Source organism: Candidatus Lokiarchaeota archaeon (genome assembly GCA_014730275.1).
Lineage (GTDB): Archaea > Asgardarchaeota > Thorarchaeia > Thorarchaeales > Thorarchaeaceae > WJIL01.
In genome coordinates this window covers 62,289-83,332 of the sequence record WJIL01000132.1, presented here as the reverse complement: position 1 = coordinate 83,332, position 21,044 = coordinate 62,289, and the positions used below count along the sequence as shown (strand labels likewise).

General features: G+C 44.6%; 19 protein-coding genes. 6 read left to right on the top strand and 13 right to left on the bottom strand.

All coding sequences use genetic code 11. The annotated features are described in order from the left end of the window. The first annotated feature begins 26 nt into the window (after positions 1-26). Complete coding sequence (locus GF309_14605) at positions 27-1,595, top strand: hypothetical protein (protein MBD3160008.1); 1,569 nt, start codon at positions 27-29, stop codon at positions 1,593-1,595. 1 nt (position 1,596) lies between these two features. On the opposite strand, the gene GF309_14600 is transcribed toward GF309_14605, so the two are convergent. Next, positions 1,597-2,223 (bottom strand): hypothetical protein, encoded by a 627-nt coding sequence (locus GF309_14600; protein MBD3160007.1) that lies wholly within the window; start codon positions 2,221-2,223, stop codon positions 1,597-1,599. A gap of 120 nt (positions 2,224-2,343) precedes the next feature. Between GF309_14600 and GF309_14595 the strand changes: the two genes are divergently transcribed. Together GF309_14595 and GF309_14590 are read left to right on the top strand one after the other, a co-directional pair. Then, positions 2,344-3,567 carry an AAA family ATPase gene (locus tag GF309_14595; GenBank protein ID MBD3160006.1) on the top strand — a complete coding sequence of 408 codons (1,224 nt, stop codon included), beginning with the start codon at positions 2,344-2,346 and terminating at the stop codon, positions 3,565-3,567. Further along, a complete protein-coding gene (locus GF309_14590) occupies positions 3,543-4,262 on the top strand; it encodes a hypothetical protein (GenBank protein ID MBD3160005.1) in 720 nt (239 codons plus the stop codon). Before GF309_14595 ends, GF309_14590 begins: the two co-directional genes overlap by 25 nt. Here GF309_14590 and GF309_14585 read toward each other — a convergent pair. The 7 genes from GF309_14585 to GF309_14555 form a co-directional block, all read right to left on the bottom strand. Then, positions 4,259-5,014, bottom strand: a complete 756-nt coding sequence (locus tag GF309_14585; GenBank protein MBD3160004.1) for a hypothetical protein — start codon at positions 5,012-5,014, stop codon at positions 4,259-4,261. The genes GF309_14590 and GF309_14585 overlap by 4 nt on opposite strands. Positions 5,015-5,108: 94 nt before the next feature. Further along, entirely contained in the window at positions 5,109-6,467 is a 1,359-nt protein-coding gene (aspS, locus tag GF309_14580; GenBank protein ID MBD3160003.1) for an aspartate--tRNA(Asn) ligase, read from the bottom strand. Positions 6,468-6,559: 92 nt separating this feature from the next. Then, complete coding sequence (locus GF309_14575; GenBank protein ID MBD3160002.1) at positions 6,560-6,715, bottom strand: hypothetical protein; 156 nt, start codon at positions 6,713-6,715, stop codon at positions 6,560-6,562. 238 nt (positions 6,716-6,953) lie between these two features. Then, positions 6,954-8,273: a hypothetical protein gene (locus GF309_14570; protein ID MBD3160001.1), complete on the bottom strand. Its 1,320-nt coding sequence runs from the start codon at positions 8,271-8,273 to the stop codon at positions 6,954-6,956. A 157-nt stretch (positions 8,274-8,430) separates the two neighbouring features. Then, positions 8,431-9,825, bottom strand: a complete 1,395-nt coding sequence (locus GF309_14565) for an aminotransferase class III-fold pyridoxal phosphate-dependent enzyme (GenBank protein ID MBD3160000.1) — start codon at positions 9,823-9,825, stop codon at positions 8,431-8,433. A gap of 72 nt (positions 9,826-9,897) precedes the next feature. Further along, complete coding sequence (locus tag GF309_14560; GenBank protein MBD3159999.1) at positions 9,898-10,236, bottom strand: hypothetical protein; 339 nt, start codon at positions 10,234-10,236, stop codon at positions 9,898-9,900. 20 nt (positions 10,237-10,256) lie between these two features. Then, positions 10,257-10,619 (bottom strand): hypothetical protein, encoded by a 363-nt coding sequence (locus GF309_14555; protein MBD3159998.1) that lies wholly within the window; start codon positions 10,617-10,619, stop codon positions 10,257-10,259. Positions 10,620-10,783: 164 nt separating this feature from the next. Here GF309_14555 and GF309_14550 point away from each other — a divergent pair, with 164 nt between their 5' ends. After that, on the top strand, positions 10,784-11,656 hold the full coding sequence (locus GF309_14550) for a hypothetical protein (protein ID MBD3159997.1): 873 nt from the start codon (positions 10,784-10,786) through the stop codon (positions 11,654-11,656). Positions 11,657-11,673: 17 nt separating this feature from the next. Here the strand turns inward: GF309_14550 and GF309_14545 are convergent, their stop codons facing one another. Both GF309_14545 and GF309_14540 read right to left on the bottom strand, forming a co-directional pair. Further along, positions 11,674-12,711: a hypothetical protein gene (locus tag GF309_14545; protein ID MBD3159996.1), complete on the bottom strand. Its 1,038-nt coding sequence runs from the start codon at positions 12,709-12,711 to the stop codon at positions 11,674-11,676. A gap of 159 nt (positions 12,712-12,870) precedes the next feature. After that, positions 12,871-15,636, bottom strand: a complete 2,766-nt coding sequence (locus GF309_14540) for a DNA-directed DNA polymerase I (protein MBD3159995.1) — start codon at positions 15,634-15,636, stop codon at positions 12,871-12,873. Positions 15,637-15,782: 146 nt separating this feature from the next. On the opposite strand from GF309_14540, the gene GF309_14535 reads away from it, so the two are divergent. Continuing rightward, positions 15,783-16,220 carry a DUF296 domain-containing protein gene (locus GF309_14535; protein ID MBD3159994.1) on the top strand — a complete coding sequence of 146 codons (438 nt, stop codon included), beginning with the start codon at positions 15,783-15,785 and terminating at the stop codon, positions 16,218-16,220. On the opposite strand, the gene GF309_14530 is transcribed toward GF309_14535, so the two are convergent. Next, positions 16,217-16,702, bottom strand: a complete 486-nt coding sequence (locus GF309_14530) for an HIT domain-containing protein (GenBank protein MBD3159993.1) — start codon at positions 16,700-16,702, stop codon at positions 16,217-16,219. The genes GF309_14535 and GF309_14530 overlap by 4 nt on opposite strands. Before the next feature lie 51 nt (positions 16,703-16,753). Between GF309_14530 and GF309_14525 the strand changes: the two genes are divergently transcribed. Further along, complete coding sequence (locus tag GF309_14525; GenBank protein ID MBD3159992.1) at positions 16,754-17,938, top strand: hypothetical protein; 1,185 nt, start codon at positions 16,754-16,756, stop codon at positions 17,936-17,938. Between the two features lie 43 nt (positions 17,939-17,981). Here GF309_14525 and GF309_14520 read toward each other — a convergent pair whose 3' ends face one another. Further along, positions 17,982-19,475: a hypothetical protein gene (locus GF309_14520; protein ID MBD3159991.1), complete on the bottom strand. Its 1,494-nt coding sequence runs from the start codon at positions 19,473-19,475 to the stop codon at positions 17,982-17,984. A 12-nt stretch (positions 19,476-19,487) separates the two neighbouring features. Further along, the gene (locus GF309_14515) at positions 19,488-20,990 is read right to left on the bottom strand and encodes a hypothetical protein (GenBank protein ID MBD3159990.1); all 1,503 of its coding nucleotides are present in this window, start codon (positions 20,988-20,990) and stop codon (positions 19,488-19,490) included. Positions 20,991-21,044: the final 54 nt, after the last annotated feature.

Sequence of the window (21,044 nt, the reverse complement as noted above, 5' to 3'; positions counted from 1 at the left end):
TGCTACATGACCATGGAGGCCATATATTGAATCTAAAAAGAGAATCAGATAGTTGCGAGAATTGCAGTACTGCAGAAGCCACTCACATGTGCAGGGATTGTGGAGAAGCTATCTGTGCTGATTGTATTGAAATTGATAGTGCAGAATACATGGTATGTAGCAATTGCCACCACACCACAGACAGCAACAATTTTGAAGAAAATCCTAGCGAGTGTCCAGAATGTGGCTCTGACAAGCTAAACAAGGGAACAAGAAAAATTGAGCGATGTCCCAACTGTCATTCAACCCGCCTTATTCTTATTGAGAAAAGGCGAGGTGAACTATCCAGAGAAATACGAAAATCGATTATGAGCCTACAGTATGGCCACACCAAACTCCGTGAATTCGGAAATGAACTGGACAAAATCAAGAGAGAACTTGTTTCTCTCCGCATGTCAAATTTCCTACATTACAAGTGGCTTGAAAGCAAAATTGAACAGATTCACGAGGAAATGCCTGCAATAAAAAAGAGAATCGGAAACAATGCTGAAATGGTTGCAAAACAGATAGCAGCAGAAACTAAGGGGTTGATGACATCAGAGAGATGGAATCCCTCCCAGTTCTCGTTTATCGATGGAGTGAGCAATAGAATCAGAGAGTTGGGATCGCGCTACAAGAACCGAGTAGACGAAGCTTTGGGCCAAGTAAGGAGTATATTGAATGACGTAAAGACACAAATAGACGGTCTTAACTATTACAGAAAGAGATTCAGCGGCTTCTATGAGAATGCAGAGTTTTCAGTCAAAGAATTACCAGTATGTGCACTTCCTGAAATCAAGTTAGCTGGTAGTGACTTTCTCAAGAATGACAAAGCATGTGGTACCCTATATATCACCAATAAGCGTCTTGTGTTCATTGCCGAGACTGGTCATATTCGTAAGAGTATGGAAGTCATTTTCGATTTTCCTCTTGTCTATCATACAGGCTTCTCTGAAGAGGGGCGAATAAGAAAAAGAATGGTGATGAAGTTCAAACAGGGTGATTTAAAGCTCGATTGTTCAGAGCAAACTGAGAAAGTCCTTCCGGACTATATTCAGATAGCAAAGCAATTTGACAAGTATGTACAAACGGACTTGGAACGCGTGCGGAAATTAGAGCAACAGAAAACCAATTCTGGCGAAGTGAGACTCCAGATTGAAAGGCTTGTATACCAGCTCCTTTCTGGGAGGAGAGAAAAACAGCGAAAAACTGGGGGTGAAAACAATCTGGGGAAAAGGACACATATTTCACCCGATATTCGTCCAAGCCGTGATAATTATCAGAAACGCCGAAATCCCGGCCCTATTGGTGGGAATGATTCAAGAGAAACCGATGGTTTGTTTAGAGACATACGGGACCATTATCATACACCTGGAAGGAATCAAGAAAGAGAAAGGTATGATACCAATCGTAAAAATTTCAATGAAGAAATACGCGAAACTATCAGAATGCTACGAAATGGCCAGATAGTTCCAGAGGACTTTATACGAAGATATCGCAGTCTCATGCGCCAAGCCTATGAGAATAGACATCGATTAAATTCCCGGGATTCACATAGAGACTTTTTCAATTGGTGAATCATACTCCGAGTTCATTTTCAAGTGAGCTGATGTCTCTCTCCAGCCGATCAAGCTCAGTTGCTTCCCTCGAAGTAGTGCTTGATCCTTCAATACCGGCCGCATGGTCTATTTCATCGAATGCCGCTGCCAATTCATCTGAACCCTCAGATCCCCCTACTGAAACAGCAAGGGCATCTTCAGAAATCTGCGCTTCAATTTCGTATTCCTCTATTCTTCTTGATATTTCATCCGCATGATCTATAACACTAGTTATGTCAGATGCATCTCCCAATACACTAAGCACCTTTGAAACATCAGCCAATGCATGATTGGCCTTTGCATTGGTCTGTGCTCGTGTAACGTGTGCAAGAAGACGGAGCATCTGCATTCGGGACTTCTCGATAGAGAGAATATATCGTCGAAAACGCACCATTTCTTTTGTATATGTTCTATAAGCTGGGGTTCTCCCTTCTTTCCGGGCTTTGATAGCTCTAGCTCTTGTCTCTCGTTCCTCTATCTCCAGTTTGTTTCTCTGTCGCTCAAGCTGTTTGGCCATCACCCGAAGATCACTTTTGACCTCTGCAATATTCGGCTTGTGCCGGCCCCACGATAATGCTTTCCTAAGTGAATCGAGAACTCTTACCATAGCTATCACAGAGGGGTGCGATTAATCATTTTTAGAACCATGTAACACCTCAAACGGCGGTGACAGCAAGAAAACACACACCTTCTTAATAGGTTCAAACTAATCACCCATTGAGTTCGTATGCCAAGTGCTGTAAGCAATATAGATGAGAATCTCAAGGAATTGCTTGAGACCGCAGTAGATCTAGATGCCAAAGGCATGGTCAAGGAAGCAAGTGAATACTACCTGAGCGGTAGCAAAATTCTTCTCAAGCTTGCGAAAGCAGCTTCTCTTCCTAGTATTCGTAAACACTACTACGAACGAGCTCAGGAATGTGTAAAACGGGTACGAGAGATTTCGGGTATTAGTGAGCCTTCCGGAGAGCAGGAAGTGCGGACCATATCACATCAGGAGAAGAACAGCGAGTTTGATAGTAGAAAGAGGGCAACAAGTGCATCCACAGAAGACGATCAGGAAAGGGCAAAACTTCAGGATATGATAAAGAGGACTATAACAACCAGAAAGCCCAACGTGAGAATGTCGGATGTCGCGGGTCTCGACGAAGTGAAAAATACCATTCACGATGCGGTTGTTACGCCAATAAAGCATCCTGAGCTATTCAAGGGAAAAGCAAGACAACCTTGGAAGGGAATTCTACTCTATGGACCTGCAGGATGTGGTAAGACCTTGATAGCCAAGGCGGTAGCAACAGAAGCCGAGGCCACTTTCTTCAATGTCTCTGCGGGAAATATGGTAAGCAAGTGGCTAGGAGAATCAGAACGCTTGGTAATGACGCTCTTCGAAATGGCCAGAGAACATCAACCTTCTGTCATCTTTCTCGACGAACTAGATTCCATAGGCGTGTCACGAAGCGCAAACGACTTGGGCGGAGAAAGAAGGCTCAAGACACAGTTGCTCACTGAATTGCAGGGGCTTTCCAGCGATATCAATGAACGTGTAACACTCATAGGTGCTACGAATCTTCCGTGGGAAATTGACTTTGCACTCCTATCAAGATTTGAAAAAAGAATACTAGTTCCACTTCCAGACGAACGAGCTAGAGAACGGATATTTCACGTTCACATGGAAGACATTGAAGTTGCATCAGATGTAGAATTCTCGGAATTAGCAGAATTAACAGATGGGTTCAGCGGTCGAGATATCAGTGTGGTCTGCAGAGAAGCCTCAATGGAGCCAATAAGAGATCTCAAACGCGAAGGCAAGCTTGAGCAGGAAGACGCCATAACCGAAATCCGGTGTGTAAAACGACAAGATTTCATCAAAGCGCTTGAAACAATTAAACCAACCGCAAAACAAAATCATCTCCAGAAATACTCCACATGGGCGGAGGATTACAGCCGGTGACTGTCAGAGAGAAAATAAGAGAGAGAAAAGAGGAAGAGGCTAAAAAGACAACTGTCAAAGAGAAGGAGCAAGAAACTACTGAATCCTCCCAGGTTTTGGATAAGAAAACCGAGAAGCAACAGAAAGAGACTGTAAGAGGTCAATCCCGTAAGGAACAGGAAATTAAGGTTAGTGAACAGATTCAAGTCCTGAGGACATTCATGCCCGAATGGGGGAGCTCTGAGCAATCTCCTTGGATGTATTTTGTGCCTGCAACCGAAGAAGGAATTAGAAAATGGACCAAAGAATGGCATGATTTTTTGATAGAGTGGGCATATCATAACAAACAGCATGTCTTCTCGTTCTCGACATTCATCAGAGAACCCCCATATTGCGAAATGCGTAACAAAAGAGAGGCATTCTCTGAGATAGCTGAAACAATGGTGCAACAAGGATTAGCTGAGTGGATAGATGAGCAAAGAAAGAAGCTAAGACTGATATGGAAATCCAAAATCGAAATGGCTGATGATCTTTATCAGTGGGCTTTGGAGAGAGGAACGAGATATCTGGACCTTAGGAGCTTGGTGATACAAGAAGAATTCGATTTTGGTGGCTTACCACAGGAAATCATCAGAGATATTCTAGAGCTAATAGTTCAAACCGGAAGAGCAGAATGGGTTGACAAAGAGCGCGCTACAATCAAGGTGAAAATCTAACCGGCTTTTCTGCCACTATCATGGTCGGAATCCGAGCGGAGTCCGGGAAAGTAGTACTTCCCGCCACTACTGAACTTGATATCTGCGACGGCAATTCCAGCCTCTACGAGACTACCCAGAACCTGACGTGCGTGGTCTTCCGACCATCGAAGCTCCATCATGACTTGCTCAAGGGTAACATAACCGTTTGCAGCAGCCAAATTGATGACCTCCGCTTGATCCCCTCGTAGCTCCAACGGACGCAGTTCCACAACCTTCACTCCACCGCGGAGTGTTCTAATTCCAGGAAGAAGACCGTGTTCAGCAACACGATTAACAGACTCAATAACATCATTATAGCTGACTGAATTCAGTTCTGGAAGTCTGCGGACAACCCGCACAATCAATTCTGCGAGGCCCATCAAACCTTTCGATGCATTTGCGGTGACCACATCAAGAACAGCTAAGCCTATTTGATCGTAGTATTCATCCTCCGTCATTCCCCCCGGGGGGCCATTCGAACCTTCGGAGAAGAACTGTAGTAGCTCGGCAGCATCTGGAAATCGATCCAGAATGCGTTCACCATACATGAAATCCTGCACATCTCGCCCTTGATGGCGCATGCGTTCTATGTTAGACTTGACATCCATCATTAAGGCCTCAGATTCGCGACGATAGGAACGCACACCCACCACACCCATATCATACATCTTCTTTAACTGATCGAGGGTAGCTATTGAAGCGTATAATTCTGATTCTACGTGGAACTCCATTGGCAAGCCATCACTATCCGGAATGTCTCAATGCATCTAACGAATACAGAGATAGAAACCCGCTCTTTAAGAGAGAGTATTACTTGAGTTATCTCTATGGTGTGAGACGATCGCGATCTCGAGGTAAGAGAGCGGCTTCTCGTATGTTATCCAAATCCAGAAGCTGCATGGTTAGCCGTTCAACACCAAGACCAAGGCCACCATGTGGAGGGGCACCGTACTTGAACGGCTCCATATAGAATTCAAATTCTTCAGGATTAAGTCCCTTTTCTTCGAATCTCTCCACCAGAAGGTCATAGATATGGATTCGCTGGCCACCTGTTGTAATTTCCATTCCTTTGTAGGTCAAATCAAAGCTTTCTGTGAGACCGGGTTCACTCATGCTTGGCATAGTGTATGCAGGTCGTAGCTCTGAGGGATAATGCGTTATGAAAACGAAGTTTGAGCCCAATCGCTTGGGAAAAATCTCCCCGAGCATCCGCTCGCTTTCAGGATCTAAGTCCTCCCCGAAGGGAAAATCCTTTCCTTCCTCATTGAGAATATTCACTACTTCCTCATACTTCACCCGCGGAAATGGGATTTTAGGCACGTGTAGATCTACGTCGAATGCCTTTTTATCCTCTAGAAACCGTTCACGAGCCTTAGCAAAGGCATAATGAAGCATACGTTCCTCTAATTTCATGATATCATCCATATCGCGAATCCATGCCATCTCAATGTCAAAGGAAGTGTATTCATTGATATGACGAATGGTATTGTGTTTCTCAGCCCGGAATACAGGACCAATCTCGAAGACCTTCCCAAACCCGGCAAGCAACATCAGTTGCTTGTAGAACTGAGGGCTTTGAGCTAGAAACGCAGGACGATCAAAATACTTGACTTCGAAAAGGGTGGCACCGCTTTCGGTTGCTGAAGCCACTATTTTTGGTGTGTGTATTTCCATGAAGTCATTTTTTTCGAGGTATTCACGACAGAATCTTACAATGCTATGCTGTAGCCTGAACATCGAGTTAAGACGGGGTTTCCGTAGGTCAAGTATGCGATTATTTAGCCGGGTATCCAAATCTATGTCTACTTTGCCTTCAACAACGTCTATGGGAATGCGTTCAGCTTTGTTGATAACACGGATTTCATTCGGGATGACTTCCACACCAGTTTCAACTTGGGGGGCTTCCACAACTTCCCCCTTGACAGCAATTGCATATTCGGACTTCAGGTCCTCGGAGAGCTTGAATACATCAGCTGGAACCTTCTTCTTTGGAAGCGTGACTTGAACAGTACCCTTCTCATCTCGGAGTATGAGAAACTTGATGCTACCCTTGTCACGTAGAATATGCACCCATCCAAAGAGGGTAACTTCTTTACCTTCGGTCCCGGGTTGTATCTCTTTTGAGAAATGGGTACGTTGCCAATCGTCAATGTCACTCACACCATACTTGCTGTAAATATCCATAGGGGGAGCTCCTTCTCAACAAGAGTTCTCGGTTCTCATAAGGTTATGAGGGTTTTGGAGCGGGAGATGCACTCCCGCCTGTTGTTTTCAGATTACATCGGGGCTGCAAGGAGCTCATATACTACCTTCCGCGCATCATCAGCATGCTCCTCGTCATCAACAAGCCCGAGCTGTTTGAGCCTATTCAGACCATAGTTAACAGTACGAGGGGGCAGAAAACTCTCTTCAATAATAGCCTGACGTGACATGCGTCGCTTGTTCTTTAGCAACACATAGAGAAGTTTAGCGGAAGGAGGTAGTTCTAAGAATGAGCGCCTGGCAAACGCGATCCCACCTGATTGCTGTTGCCATATACACTTTTGCCTCCGTTTTCTTTTGTCAAGCGTACCGAAGGACGCACATAAGGGTTATTATGACGACAGCGGGAAGCTGAAAACAGTTAGAGAGGAGTTCAACCAGAGAAGTTTTCCACCCGAGAATATTGCGTTAGTTCCGTTTCAGAATCACAAGGCTTTCTTCTGAACTACGGTTGTCCTTCATGTTTGTGGCTGGGTTTACGCCATATGAAAACATCCGTCTAGAGACGATAGTATCAACAAGAGTGCCTTCGTGTTTCCAGCCGAGTTCAGTGAAGTGTTCCTGTAATATGATATCGATTGGAACTGGGCGGCCTCGCATGCTGGGCCGACCCACAAAAAAGAACAGACAATGATCAACATCTTCAGACAGGCGTTGAAGGGCCTTCGTGATACCCCTGAAGTAATTATCATAGACTTCCTGAATATGATCTTCTTCAACACTCTTTCTCATTCGTCTATAAGTTTCAGAGTGGATTTCGGTTTTTGAAACATCGCGGTACGGAATCTCCATTCTACTGAGTGCTCGAACTTCTTCATCTGAGTAACCTAGCCAGAAGAGGTCCATCTTAGCCTGCCGCATGTATTCCTGGGATTGCATATACGGAGGAGATGTGACAAGAATATCGCGATTATCGCGAAGATCAGAAGTTAGAGAATCGATGCCGGCATGGATAGTAGAATCTACATCCTTGGGCCTAAGCGAATAGTATTCTTCTTGCCGTTCAAGTAAATCTGTTATTTCATCCTTCAGCATTGAATAGAAAAGAGTCTTCCAGTCCTTCTTGAGAATATCTCCAACTCGTTTCTCTGATTTTGGAGATTTGGACAGCTTCATTCGGCCCATGTCATCATAGGAAAAATGCCTGCTGACTTTCAATAGCGGAACAGCAAGCACGTTCCTTATTTCTTTTTCATCAATGGCATGATAGCTCCCCCAAACCTGCTGTAGGAATGCCTTGAATGGATCAGCAAACCAATAGTCATAATTGCCCCATTTCGGGTTGTACATGGCCTCATCAGCGGAAAGACGTTCCATCAAATCATCAACATCATAAGATTCGGGAGGTGCTATTGCGACTCTATGCAACAAGTCTAGAATTGGATTCAAATCCCATAGCTCATACTCAAGCCCATACAGACGCGCTACAAGCCCGGTTGTTCCACATCCTGCAAACGGATCAAACACAGTCATGTTCGATTGTGCATACCTTTCCAATACATATGCAGGTACTTGTGGAATGAATTTTGCCGGATAGTTGTATATACCAAAAGTTGCATACCCTGTTGAGGGAAAATCAACAAGATTTCTCAATGATACATCAAGTCTTTCTCCCGGTTCTAGATCATCTTCAGGAAACTCTGTTACGAATTCAGGTTTGTTTCCACTATTCCCTGCATCCTTCTTAGCCGGATGTTCTTCTCTCCCATCTGGCATGTCGTTCCTCATCTAAGAAACATCATCGCCATATACATATTCCTTGGCTTTTGGGCTTCTAGCTAGCTCTTCGGTTCGAATTGACGAAACAGTATGAAGAAAATGGGACTATTCCGTGATATGGAACAATCCCCTTTCTTCCTGCGTCATAGATAGAGTGAGGCCGGGTTTACGTTGATTCGGATATTGCCTTGTCTAGGCGATCCACCGCATCATCCATTTCATCTTCAGTGATTACATAGCTTGGAGTCAAGCGGATGCAGTTCTGGCCGGACCCCAAAATCCAAAGCTTCTGTTTCTTGACGGCGTTCTTGATAATCTGGTTTCTCAAACCTGGGGCCTTTTCCTTTGACCTTCTATCTTTTACAAATTCAAGCCCTACCATTAGACCAGCCCCACGAACATCTCCAACAACATCATGTTTGTCCTTCAGTTCGTGCAGACGTTCCAAAAGATACTCGCCTTTCTTGGCATTCTTCTCCAGGTAGTTATGTTCCTCTAAGTACTTCAGCAGCCATAGAGAAATCAATGCCATCTTTGGCTCTGCAGAGAATGTCTCAGAATGACGAGCCCGGCCTGAGTACATTGGTGAGGGTCCTACAGAGGCACCCATTGGGTATCCACCGCCAAGAGCCTTTGCAAGTGCTACGTAATCAGGAATAACATCATGGAGTTCGATTGCACACCAGTTGCCTGTTCTACCCATTCCAGCTTGGATTTCGTCAGAGATGAAGTACCCTCCATTCTCCTTGGTAACCTCAAACATTCCCTTGACAGCTTTAGCTGGTGGCAAAATCAGTCCACCTTCTCCGCAAAGGGGTTCCATCACTGTTGCTGCGATATCATTCCCCTCTACTTCCAGAGCATATCTAAGTGCTTCAACACATTCAACATTGCAATCCTCAACGTTTTGGCCATAAGGGCATCTGTAACAATAAGGATACGCTACTCGAATGACATCCACACCTTGTGGAAAGCCGCTCTTGTGGGTACTGTTGGATGCTGTCAATGACAAAGCATAACCGGTACGACCATGAAAAGCAGGCCTGAAGCCAACAAAGCGTTGTTTTCGTGATAAATCCATTGCTGATTTCATACAGCCCTCAACTGCGCGACCGCCTGAAGTTGTGAATACAACGCGTTTCTTACGTTTACCTGGCACCGTATCAGCAATAGCCTCGGCAAGAAGCGTTTGAGGGATAGCATCGAAATCCATCCCCGGTAGCTCATGAATCACATCGTTTATTCTCGCCTCAAAATCAAGAAGCGGCTTGAATCTGAGACCTAATGCCCTTACCGCAACTCCGCCTGTAACGTCAAGGTACTCTGTGCCTTCGATATCATAGATTTGTAGCCCACTGCCCCGAGTGTGATCGAGACAACCATATACGTCTCTTTGTTGAGTAGTCAGAGCAAGGCTTTTAGAAGCCCGTTGGGTCCAGTATTCATTCGTCATCTTCGATTCTTCGAGTTCTTCTAAGCCAAGTTCCTTCAATATTTGAAGGCCTTCCTTATTCATTTTAGTCCCGGCTCCACCTAATTCCATAGCCAAAAATCGATACATATACAGTTATCGATGGCGGCCCCTCGTGGGGTCAAACCATAACTAAAGGTCTACACCCTTCACGATACCAACCTAGAAGACAAGGAGAATTGCTCCAAGTATTACGAGAACTGCTGCAAGATTCCCGCGGAAGGCATACATGAGTACCCCTAGTATTAGGAGGACAACCCAGTTTCTCTTTAGACGTAGTGATTTTACCTTAATCGTACCATTTGTAGCGAGAACTACTAATGAAAGAACAATCAATACGATTCCCGAAATAAGAAGATCAAGACCTTGTAAAATCGGGAGGTCGGGCAATAATACCCATCTTGAACCTAGCAAAGCGAGTATACCAAAGAGGAGGCCAACAATACCTCCTAGACTGATGAGTATCTCTCCAACTTTCTGGGCATCCGATTTTCTTCCCATTTGAATGTAAACCCCCACTTCTAGACCATTAGCAGCAAGCCTGCTAGAAGTATCATTAGTCCAGCAAGCGTACCAGCATTGAGCAGCCAACCCAAGAAATCAAAGCTGAGATTTCGAAGTACAATCATGATTGCTATGAACCCGAATAGAGCCAGTAAGGCACCACTTTGTCGGATCTTCCAATAAACAAAACCACATGCATCAATCGATAGTATCACCATTAGAAACAATGCAACTGCAAGTACTACATCTATGACTGATTCGAAGTTGCCCGCTAGAGCACCGTCAATACCGCCAAGCAACATCTGAATGGCGAAGATGAATAGTACGGTGGATCCCAGAAGTGTATAGGCCTGCGCGGCTCCTTTTGCCTTAGTTCCCAAAATTATTCTCTCCAAGCTCTGGACTGAAACAATAGAAGAAATAGCTTTCGCTGATAGTGCGCCTACAGCACAATGTCGCTTGTGTTCTTCAAGTAATACACAGGATTGTATGTGTATGATAATCACCATTTGACAGAGACCAGACCAGCTATGAGATGGGCGTCATGAGATACCATGAAAGAACCTCGGCATCCGGAAGAAAAGAACCGCAGCGTCCGGTAAGACTAGATGAGACCGAAGGGATGGTCGTAATCGAAGGGAGAGCCTATCCGGCCAAAGAAGTAGTTGAAGCTCTTACAAACACAGGATATACTCAGCTTCGAACCGCTGGTAATTCATTGATTCTAGGTAAGAAACGAATTACACCCATTTTCAAGTCTCGACAAGAGAGAGCGATGGCATCTCTTTGCCATGGCAGTCTTGCGTTCTGTTGCCCTCTCTCGAAGAGATGTCCTCAAAGAGACAGGGCATTGGAAGTACTCGGTCTGACACCTGATCAATATAGAGAACTCAAGAAGAATGCTCATAGCTCCTTCATGGAAGCAGCAGTTGGCATTCCCGAGGTTTCTCGGTGGTATGGGCAAGAGCGAGAGAGATCCGTCAATAGACCAGCTATCGATAGAGGATATGGAGCAGATGATTATAGACGGGATTTTGATGAGCTGGATCGCGCGATTAGTTCTTCGGATGATTATGATAGAAAGGAATACTACCATTCCCGGGGAGAGGATGCAGATTATAGAAGAAGAGAGAATCGACAAACGGAACATGACAAGTTTGGAGCAAAGCGTTCCTACCAAGATGATGAACGTAGCGAGCGTTGCCAATGTAGTACTTCTTCTGGTTCAATTCAGAGAATAAGAGATGAAAGCGAGGAGTCTATTGACGGAATAGGGGCTCTATTTCAACAAGATGGCCTGAGTCCCTTCAAGGAAGAAGCACATAACGAGGCGACAAGCCCCGCATTTTGCTTTTCCTGTGGGCGTTCAGTTGAGCCTTCAACCAGTACATGTCCTTATTGCGGAGCTCGCCTGTAGTAATAGGCTATCTTCCTCTAGTAGCTAGGCATTGCATTCTCACGATAGTCCGAGTAGTTGGGAGGATATCCCAGGGTTGCTGCTACCCGATTTGCTCCAACTTCGTTGGCCAATGTCTTCAGAGCCTGGATTTCCTGTAAATCGTCTACTGCCCATCTGAACAAGGTTACAGTTCCACCCCGTCTATTAAAATCTCGAACGAAATACAGGGCCTCAACAAGTTTCTCGTATTCTTTGGATCCAATGGAATCAAGTCTAGGTGACCATGGATACAGATTCACAAGAATACTCCCGGTCAAATCTCTGATTCTTGAAAAATCATATCCGTTATGATTCTTAGAGCCTTCAACCAATCCTGTGCTAGGATCAATCAGTACCTCGATGGAAAGCCGTGGTGAAGAAACATCATCCTCAGTAGGTGCAGGTGCAGTATTAGCTTCATGCAGAGATGCGATTCCATCAACGAATTTCTCTCTTCGCCATTCACGCCACGCGTCAAGTTCTGACGGGTGATCTGCGAGGTACTTGTATGAAAGCTGTTCTGGATTTATCCCAACTTTGGATGAAAATTCCTTTCTACAAGTATCACAGAAGCAGAATTTCTCGCTCAGATAACCAGTACCGAGAACAAGAATCTCATCTATAGGAAGAGCGCTTAGTTCTTTCACCACACCAGCACCATATTCCCAAGTTTCTCGTCTGTTGGGACAGACATGATGTAGCGAAGCATTCCCACTCGAGTCCAAGGTTTGAACCTCTGGATTCTGGGCGTATTTGGAGTCGGCATAGTAATTCATAGCAACAACGGTATCTATTTCAAGCGCATTTGATAGCTCAATCCATTCCTCAAAGAATTCAGTCATAGAATCGTCTACCGGAGCTTCGTCACTCTCATAATACACATGACCACTAGCAGCTTTCGCAGTAATTGCTGCCTCCTCCATATATGAGGCATATTTGGACATGAATTCCCTCGCTCCTGTGTCGATTTCCTTTGGTTCGAACAGTATGAGAGCTTTCTCCATGAGCATCTCTCGGATAATGTCGTCAGCCATTTGCAATTCCACCTTTATGCAATATTAGGTACCAGCTTTATCTTTTGGCCGCTACGCTATAAGAATTTCCTAGCTCAACCGGAAGAAACAATCCATCGGGAGAATAGACTAAATGCGCATTTATCTGCACATATCACCAATTATGGAAAAGATAATAGATCAGAAGAACTGGTCAAGCGTAGTAAAACCAAGTAATTCCTCAAAATCGAGACCAACAGAATCCAATACCTGCTCAAAAACACTTCTCAGCGTATCGATGTACTTCTCCTGGTCCAACCAATATGCGGTGTCTTTAGCTAGTTGCACAGGCATGACTCCCTGTTCATCCTTCGTTTTGATATACTCAATTATCGTTCCTGACGATACTTCATATCCTGCATCTCTAAGCATCATGGCGGCACGAACGTGTTGGGGAGTAGTTTTTCCATAATCGTCGATTGACTTTGTCATCTGTACTCTGAACGCAAGTTCTTCTGGGCTATACTCTTCAGCCTTACCTTCCAGACGATCAATCACACAATTCACGATTTCTCTGATTTCGTCTTTTGCCTCTTCAAAACCTTCGGGATTCTCAACTTCGCTAAGAACATCAAGCATATCCCTAAATGCTTCTTGAACAAACGCCGGGGTATTCCGCTTCTTACCAGTAAGACCTTTGACATCAACATGTCCTGAAGGGTAGACGCCGATGTAGTTCTTCTTGCGATCAGACAATGCTACATACTTGTAGGTCTTCTCAACCTCAAGATCGATTCCCAGTTCCTCTTTGGACCATTGAACGAGCTCCCGCTGTTGTTCAGGTGATGGATTGTCCAGAAACACCGAGTCAGTATCACCGTAAATAACTTGGACTCCCATAGACTCGGCTTTTTCTTTGGTACGAATGATAGCGTCGCGGCCATAGGCGGTTACGCTTTCAGCCGCAGGCATACAGAAAAGCTCGAAATGCTGTGCTCCCGTTACTCCGTATGCTGCGTTAACAAAGACTTTGAGAGCCTTCTCGACCACGGTATACCAATTGCGTCGCTTTTCCGGGGTTTCATCAGATCTGCTCTTGGGTTTGAACCATTTGACACGCGTATCTCTGAAGAAACCGATAATCTGACTAATCATGCCTCGGCGCTTCTTGCATATCCAGTGATCAGTTTCTGGTACGCGGTTGTCATCAGCTACTCGGCATTCCTCGTGTGGGCAATCAACTGTCTCATAGCTGATGTTATACCGCTTCATAATGGAGGGGTATAGACTTGCAAAGTCAAGGACTGTGGCATTGAAATGAACACCGGCCACAGGTTCAATTACAATGGCACCCTTGAATCGTTTGTCCTTGATGACCGCTTCAGTATGGGCTACATTCTCTTTCATTTCTTCTATTTCGTCTTTTCGTGGAATAATGCATTCACGAGTTCGGTGCTCTTGTCGAAACAGCGATTGTATCCAAGTGGATATGTAGTAGCGGGTGAGGTCTTCCATCGAGAGCCTAGAAATACGCATAAGGAGAATAATAAGCCGCATTACCAAATCGTCTTGAAACGTAGTGATTCGCAGAGTTATGTTCGCGTCTCGCCAACAATAGTGAGCAAGCTCATAATATGATAGATCCGAAATCTCGTCTGATAACTCAAGCTTGCCGACACCAAGTAGACCCTGAGCTATAGTTTCCAGATTATTACGATCATAAGCTCCTGAGAGGGCATAGGACTGTATTGAGGGGTTCTTCAAAAATCGATAAAGATCTACATGAATACCTCCATCCAGCAAAGCAATTTCTCTTCCCAGGTGTATTGGACAGTATTTATCCATATCAATTCTAAAACGCTTGGCACGGTGATAGAGGTAATTCAGGTCAAATGCATCACCAACAAAAGTCAATACAACCGGATAGTCATCAATTACCTTGAATGCTTCAATGAGCATCTCAACTTCATTTTCAAAGTATACAAGCTGTAGATCCTTAGGATAGTTCTCTCGTTTCTCCCCCGATTGAATCACATCCCGCCGAAGTATGAAGCACTTCTCATTGCCTTCATTATCGGACAAACCTATGGCTGTAACCGGGTATTCTGCTGCTGAAGCATCGGGAACTCTGTTGGAAATCGGGGTATAAACTTCAATGTCTACGGCTAGTCGGCGGATATCAGGTACTTCAATGAAGAACATTGGTGCATATTCGTCCAAGATTCTATCCAAAGCCTCTTCTTCGAGGGTCTTTTCAAAGCCCTCCAATGTGGTTTCATCAAGAGATGGAGGGCTCGGAATCAAATCCCCGCCTTCTATCTTGTATACAAGACCGGGCACGAACTTAGTATCATATGTATAGGAGTTGTGATAGCGAATTCGAGCTTCCCAAGCATGATTCTCGTCATTTCGTTTCAGGTATTCTCGAATCGAATCGGAACGCCCACCAATACTGAGGGGATCGGTTGCTAGAATCTTGGTCATCTGGCAATCTTGGTCTCTTAACAAATCGTGCAAGGTCTCAGATTTCGCATCCACAAAGCCATGGTGGTTAACGATGCTACCGATGCGTTGGATTTCTTGGGGGGTATAGTCAGTATAGCAATATGGTTTATGACCCGTATTGTCGAACCAGAAGTACAGCTTCTCGTCTTCGGGGTTGTATAGCTTCAAAATAGCTTTGCCAGCATCACCTGCGTAATCAATCGATAGAAGATATGAAGGGGGTAATTCATCCGGGGCTTTTCGCTCACCAATATCAAGAGTTGAGATTAGGGTCTCATCTTCGTAGTCATCGCCATATTCATATTCATTGTCTTCGGTTGCCAGCGCAACAGCTTCTTCATCAAGCGCGGTAACAGGTTCTTTTTTCTGTTTCTTGGGCGATTTCCTTGATTCTTTCTCCGGTTTCTGACTCTCAGATGGTTCTTTCTCGTAGAAGTCATCAAGAGTTGACTGCTCATCCATCGGCTTCGTTTCCCCAAATATCCTTGTATGTTGAAATCGGTTCAGACTGATAAGCACTTCCCAACAACTAATAGCTGAGGGGGATTCGCGGTTTTCGAGTGGTTCATTAGTTGGTTGTATACTGCATTATTCAGCAGGGATAATCAATGGTTGGTTCGATTTCTACAGAGCTTGATCAGATTGTTGTTGCCAGACTAGAAACTGGTGAAGACATACTGGAGAAAATTGAGGAAGTAGTCCGCGAACATAACATCAAAGCTGGCGCTTTGAAACTCATTGGAGCAGTTTCAGAGGCTACGTTTGGTTACTTCGATCGCGAAAATAGGAAGTACAATTACTTCGAGGTTGGTGAAGGTGATTTAGAGGTTGTCTCTTGCATGGGAAACATCGCAAGACACGATGACGAAATCGTCATTCATGCCCACATGGTTGCCGCCGACCATGAAGGCAATTGTTATGGCGGTCATGTGGCAGAGGGCTGTAAAGCTGGCGCAACTATCGAGCTTATCATCTGGGCTTTTGATTCCGAGTTGTTCCGTGCCAAAGACAAATCCACAGGCCTACATCTTCTTGACATCCTCTAAGCGTTACCAATTTGTTCAGCGAGTTCGTTGAGTTGGTCCCGTGGCGTTGGCTCATCACGATAACCTTCCGGATACCGGAAACCAAATTCATCACCGTGTCTGCGTGGAATAATGTGGATATGCAAATGCGGGATTTCCTGACCCGCCCCTCTGCCATTTGCAATCACATTTAGAATTCCAGCTGGTTCAATAACACGGTTTACCTTTTGATTCAGTGCGATTAGTTTCTCGGATAGGTAAGACATCACCATAGGATCTGCATCCAGTGTATTCTCAAAATGCTTCTTCGGAATGAGCAGACAATGACCTTCCGCGACGGGGTATATGTCCATGAAAGCCATGCATATGTTATCTTCGTAAACAATGCTAGCAGGGATTTCACCGTCTACCATCTTACAAAATAGGCAATCAGTATCATTCATATGATTCCTGTTCAAAACAACCGAAATAAGCAATTCGAAAGACAACGGCACAAGTCTCATTAGCAAGCATGATACGTTAAGCAACTAAATATCTCAGCGAGTTGTTGCCTAGTGAGTCCAAGAAAGCTTGCCTTCTTCGATGAAACACAAAATGAACGCGGGAAGCTCGATTCCACCTATTCGGACCTCGGCAAGCTTCTGCGCGATAATGGTTTCGATGTTCAGCCATATACGGAATACATGATTCTGCCGGATGAAATAGAACGAGCGGATGTCATGGTATTCGGATGTCCAAATAGCTCAAAGTTAAGAAGAGAAGAAATCGCCGCATTAGAAAAATTCGTCGAAAATGGTGGTGGATTGATTCTGCTTTCGTTATCGGGCGGGGACAAAGGACTGATGAACAATCAGACAAAACTATCTCAGAAGTTTGGCATAGGCTTTCAGAACACGGCTGTCAAAGATTCCAGAAATAATGCTGGACTACCAACCATGGTCATAATTGACAATGTTGTAGATCATCCAATCACAAAAGATGTTAACGAACTCCTCTATCCGTCAGGGTGCAGTTTACAGACTGCAAGCGAAGCGATACCAATTGCAACGACGTCGGGTACAGGCGATCCGGCAAACGAACCAGTTGCTGCAGTAACAGAACATGGAGAAGGCAGAGTATTATGTATCGGCAGCTATGAGATTTGGAGAAATGGAGGGGGAATTCAGCATCAAGGGAACAAGGCTTTCGCTGTTAATGCGTTCAATTGGCTGACGGCTCAGGTACCGCTAAAGGCAGATGTAGCGAGAGAAGAACTGGAGGAGCCCATGAATAAAGCCAAATCAGAGCCAATTGGTGAGTACGGGAAAATTGCAAAAGATACCGAAAATGCACTTAGACGACTCATCTCAACTGTATTTGAATTACAGGATTCCATTGAAAAGACACAAGAAAGAGTTTCTGCTGTGAATGAAAACATCGAGAACCTGCGAGAGGAATTCAAGTCCTTTGCGGAGTCCACACAGTCTCAGCTTGGTTTGGTTATACCAACTGAGCAATTCAAGAGCCACGAAACAAGCACTAGAGAAACTATAGAAGACGAAATAAAATCAATCGAGAAGGAAATGGACTCTATAACTAAGCTGAAAGACCATCTAGAAAACAGGCATTCCTCCGGAGCAATCTCAAAAGAAGTATTTGAAGAACAAACAAAGAAACTGGCTAAAAGACTCGAAGGACTCGAAAAACGATTAGACAAGAAACAGAGGGAGCTTGAATCTTCAGAAGCAAATAGCAAGTAGAATCCAATTTTATTGTAACTAGCTGAATAAAGCGGATTCTTAACTATCTATGAATACGTATCAAAGAAGATAGACGATTCTTGAAAAAGCCATATAATTGGCCCAAAGGTCTATGAAACAGGTAAACCAAGAAAATCAAAAGAAGGAAGCTCAAGTAGACATTTCTGCTCGGAATCAGCAATAGTATAGTCATTAGCAACGGATTGATTATGCTCATTATTCTTGACTTCGAAATAGCAACATTGCTTGAGCACATATCTGATGCGGAGAAAATGCAGAGAAAGGGAATGACAACTATAAGATAGTACTTGTAAATCCCTCGAGGAGACCACAAGTGAAGCCAGATTATGAGTAACATCGTCAGGAAGAACATTCGCTTCCAGTAGGAGCGAAGACGATCATCATTCTTCTTCTCGAAAAGCATGAGAGCAAATAGTGGCAACAATCCTACGAGAAGGCCTATCGAGTAGTAATTCATCAGATTCACAATTTGTGTGATTTCAGGGGGAGCGCCTAGTACAATCAAAAGCACAGTGAAAGTGATGGGTTGATTTCCTGCAGGCGGTGAAGATAAATCCTCAAGGAGGGTAGCTCCTGCGCGCTGGAAAATATACTCAAGATAGGTGCCAGGATCAAGCAAATACGGAAAAGAAGCGATGGAAGCATAAGCAACTGCCAGAAGTGCAAGCTTCACAAAACCGAAGAGATCTAGCTCATCACCAGCCTCTTCATCATTCTCCTCAGTATTACTATCAGATTCTGGTTGTTCCAACCCTCTTTCAGGGGCGCGTTTCAGCAAGTATGCAATCAAAGGCAGTCCAAAGAAGAATGCTGTTTGTTTGAATAATGCGGCAGTTATTACAGCAAGAGTGCCAGAAAGACGATGCTGTTTCATCAACAAGTAGAATCCCAAGAATATGAAGAAAACAAAGGGAGCAGGATTGAGCCACTCGAATGTCGTATGGTAAAGCACTAGAGGATTAAACAAGTATGCCGCGGCAGAAAGCGCGGCCCGTGTTCTATTATTGGCCAAGTAGTTGGCGATACCATATACCGGAAATGCAGTAATGAATCCAAACAGGGAAATCAAGGCACCAATTCCATATGGATGAATTGGAAGTAGAGCCCCCACAACACAAAGGTACAGAAATAGCGGAGGAAAGAAGTAAGGAACCGCGTATTCTCTACTTCTCACCACAATAGTCTCGAAGCTTTCAGTATACGGCATGAGGCCCTTGAGAAACTGGTTCGCCCAAGTAGCATAGTAGTAGTCATAGTCGGCCCATCCTTCAAACTCATAATGAAGCGTATAACCAAAAATATCGATTGAGCCGGCACCGTTCCACGCTGCTCGAAATGGTCTAACACCTTGTTCGAAGTAGGGTATTGCCTGATTAAAGACCCAAGTCCAGACTATGGCGGCAATGACTAAGATTAGGATAAACAGCCTATGAGTTGAAATGAAATCGAAAACAGCATCAAGGACCCTCTGAAATCTACCTTTTTGAATGAAGTTTCGGGAAGAATTTGTAGCCATTTTCATGATCCCCTATTCACGAAAGCGGGATAATATTCGATCCGAAAAAGATTGCGGAACCAGTCTCTTGAAGGGTTTAGTGACCATCTGCCATAGCTTTCCAATAGGACCGGCAAATAGATAGCAAATAAACAATGCTAGAACAAAGATGAGGTAGATATTTCGCGGGGGAATCAGAATGAGCAAAGTTGCAACGAACGGAAACCACATCATGGAGAGTGATACATTGACTTGGTCGTCACATTGCTGAATCATAGATGCTGAAGAAAAAATCGAAAAGAATGGGATAAACAACGTGAAGTAGTACTTGAATACTCCCCTAGGTCCCATTAAATGCACCCAGAACAGCATGAGCATCATCAGGAACAGGATTCTCCCAAGATACTGTTGCACATGACCCTCTTCCTTGTCTTCAATCAGCATCAGACCAGCAAATATGACCACACCAAACCAGAGAAGAGCACCACTTGATATGATTTCATCGAGTATCATTGCAAGACCAGGTCTACCAGCTACGACGGGAAGAACCTGAAAGCGCATTGGCTGCCCATAATTTGGAGGTTCAGTAAATGATTCTAGTGGAAACCCACCAGCAGCAAGCAAGAGAAATTGAATCATCTGAGGCTGAGCCAAGTAGAAGGGCAATAGAACCATAGCAGCGTAAATACAGGCTAGCAATGCGTTTTTCGCAAAGCTAAGAATGTCAATTCTACTGATGAGATATTCCAACCAAGATTCTTCAGATTCATCGGGGGGTAATTCCAGTCCTTTCTCCTCCGATGCCGGGCGGGGCTTAACCAAAAGGTGCATAACAAGTGGGAAGGCAAAGAACCACGCCGTCTGTTTGAACAATGCAGCGGTTACAAGACAGAAAGTTCCCAAGGATTTGTGATTCCGCAGCAGGAGACAATAGCCCGTGAAGAAAGCCAATATGAAGGGGGCAGTATTGGTCCAGAGATAGGTGGTATGATACAGAGTAAGTGGATTGAGCAAGTATGTTAGAGCTGCAATCTCACCAACCCGCCTATTTGATGATAACTCCTTGGCTATTCCGTACACAGGAAATGCAGTAAGGTAGCCGCAGACGGCGATTAGTAGACCGATCCCCCAATCATCAACAGGAATCAGAATCCCAAGACCGTAGAATAGAGCCGTATATGGCGGAAACATGTAGAGTCCATTGTTATTCTCCACCCCATCAATCACAATATGACCGAATTCCTCGCCGTAGGGGAGGACACCCCGCAGGATATTGTGACCCCAATGAGCGTAGAAGAAACTGTAGTCTGTGTATCCTTCAAACTGGTACGGTATAGTGAAGCCGAATAATTGGAACTCACCTGGTTCAACACCTGGGCCCAGCCAGACACCCCGTCTATTCCAGATTGGCGTCTCCAAGTAATGAGCTACGGCAGTAGTGAACACCCGTACCCAGACAGCTAGCCCCACCAGTAGAATCAATACAAGAGGGCCGTATTTGAAGATGAGTTTCTTGGCCCGATTTCTGTAGCTCATGTACTCTACAGTTGGTATCAGCTACATTAACCTTTTTTCTCAAGTAACAAAAGA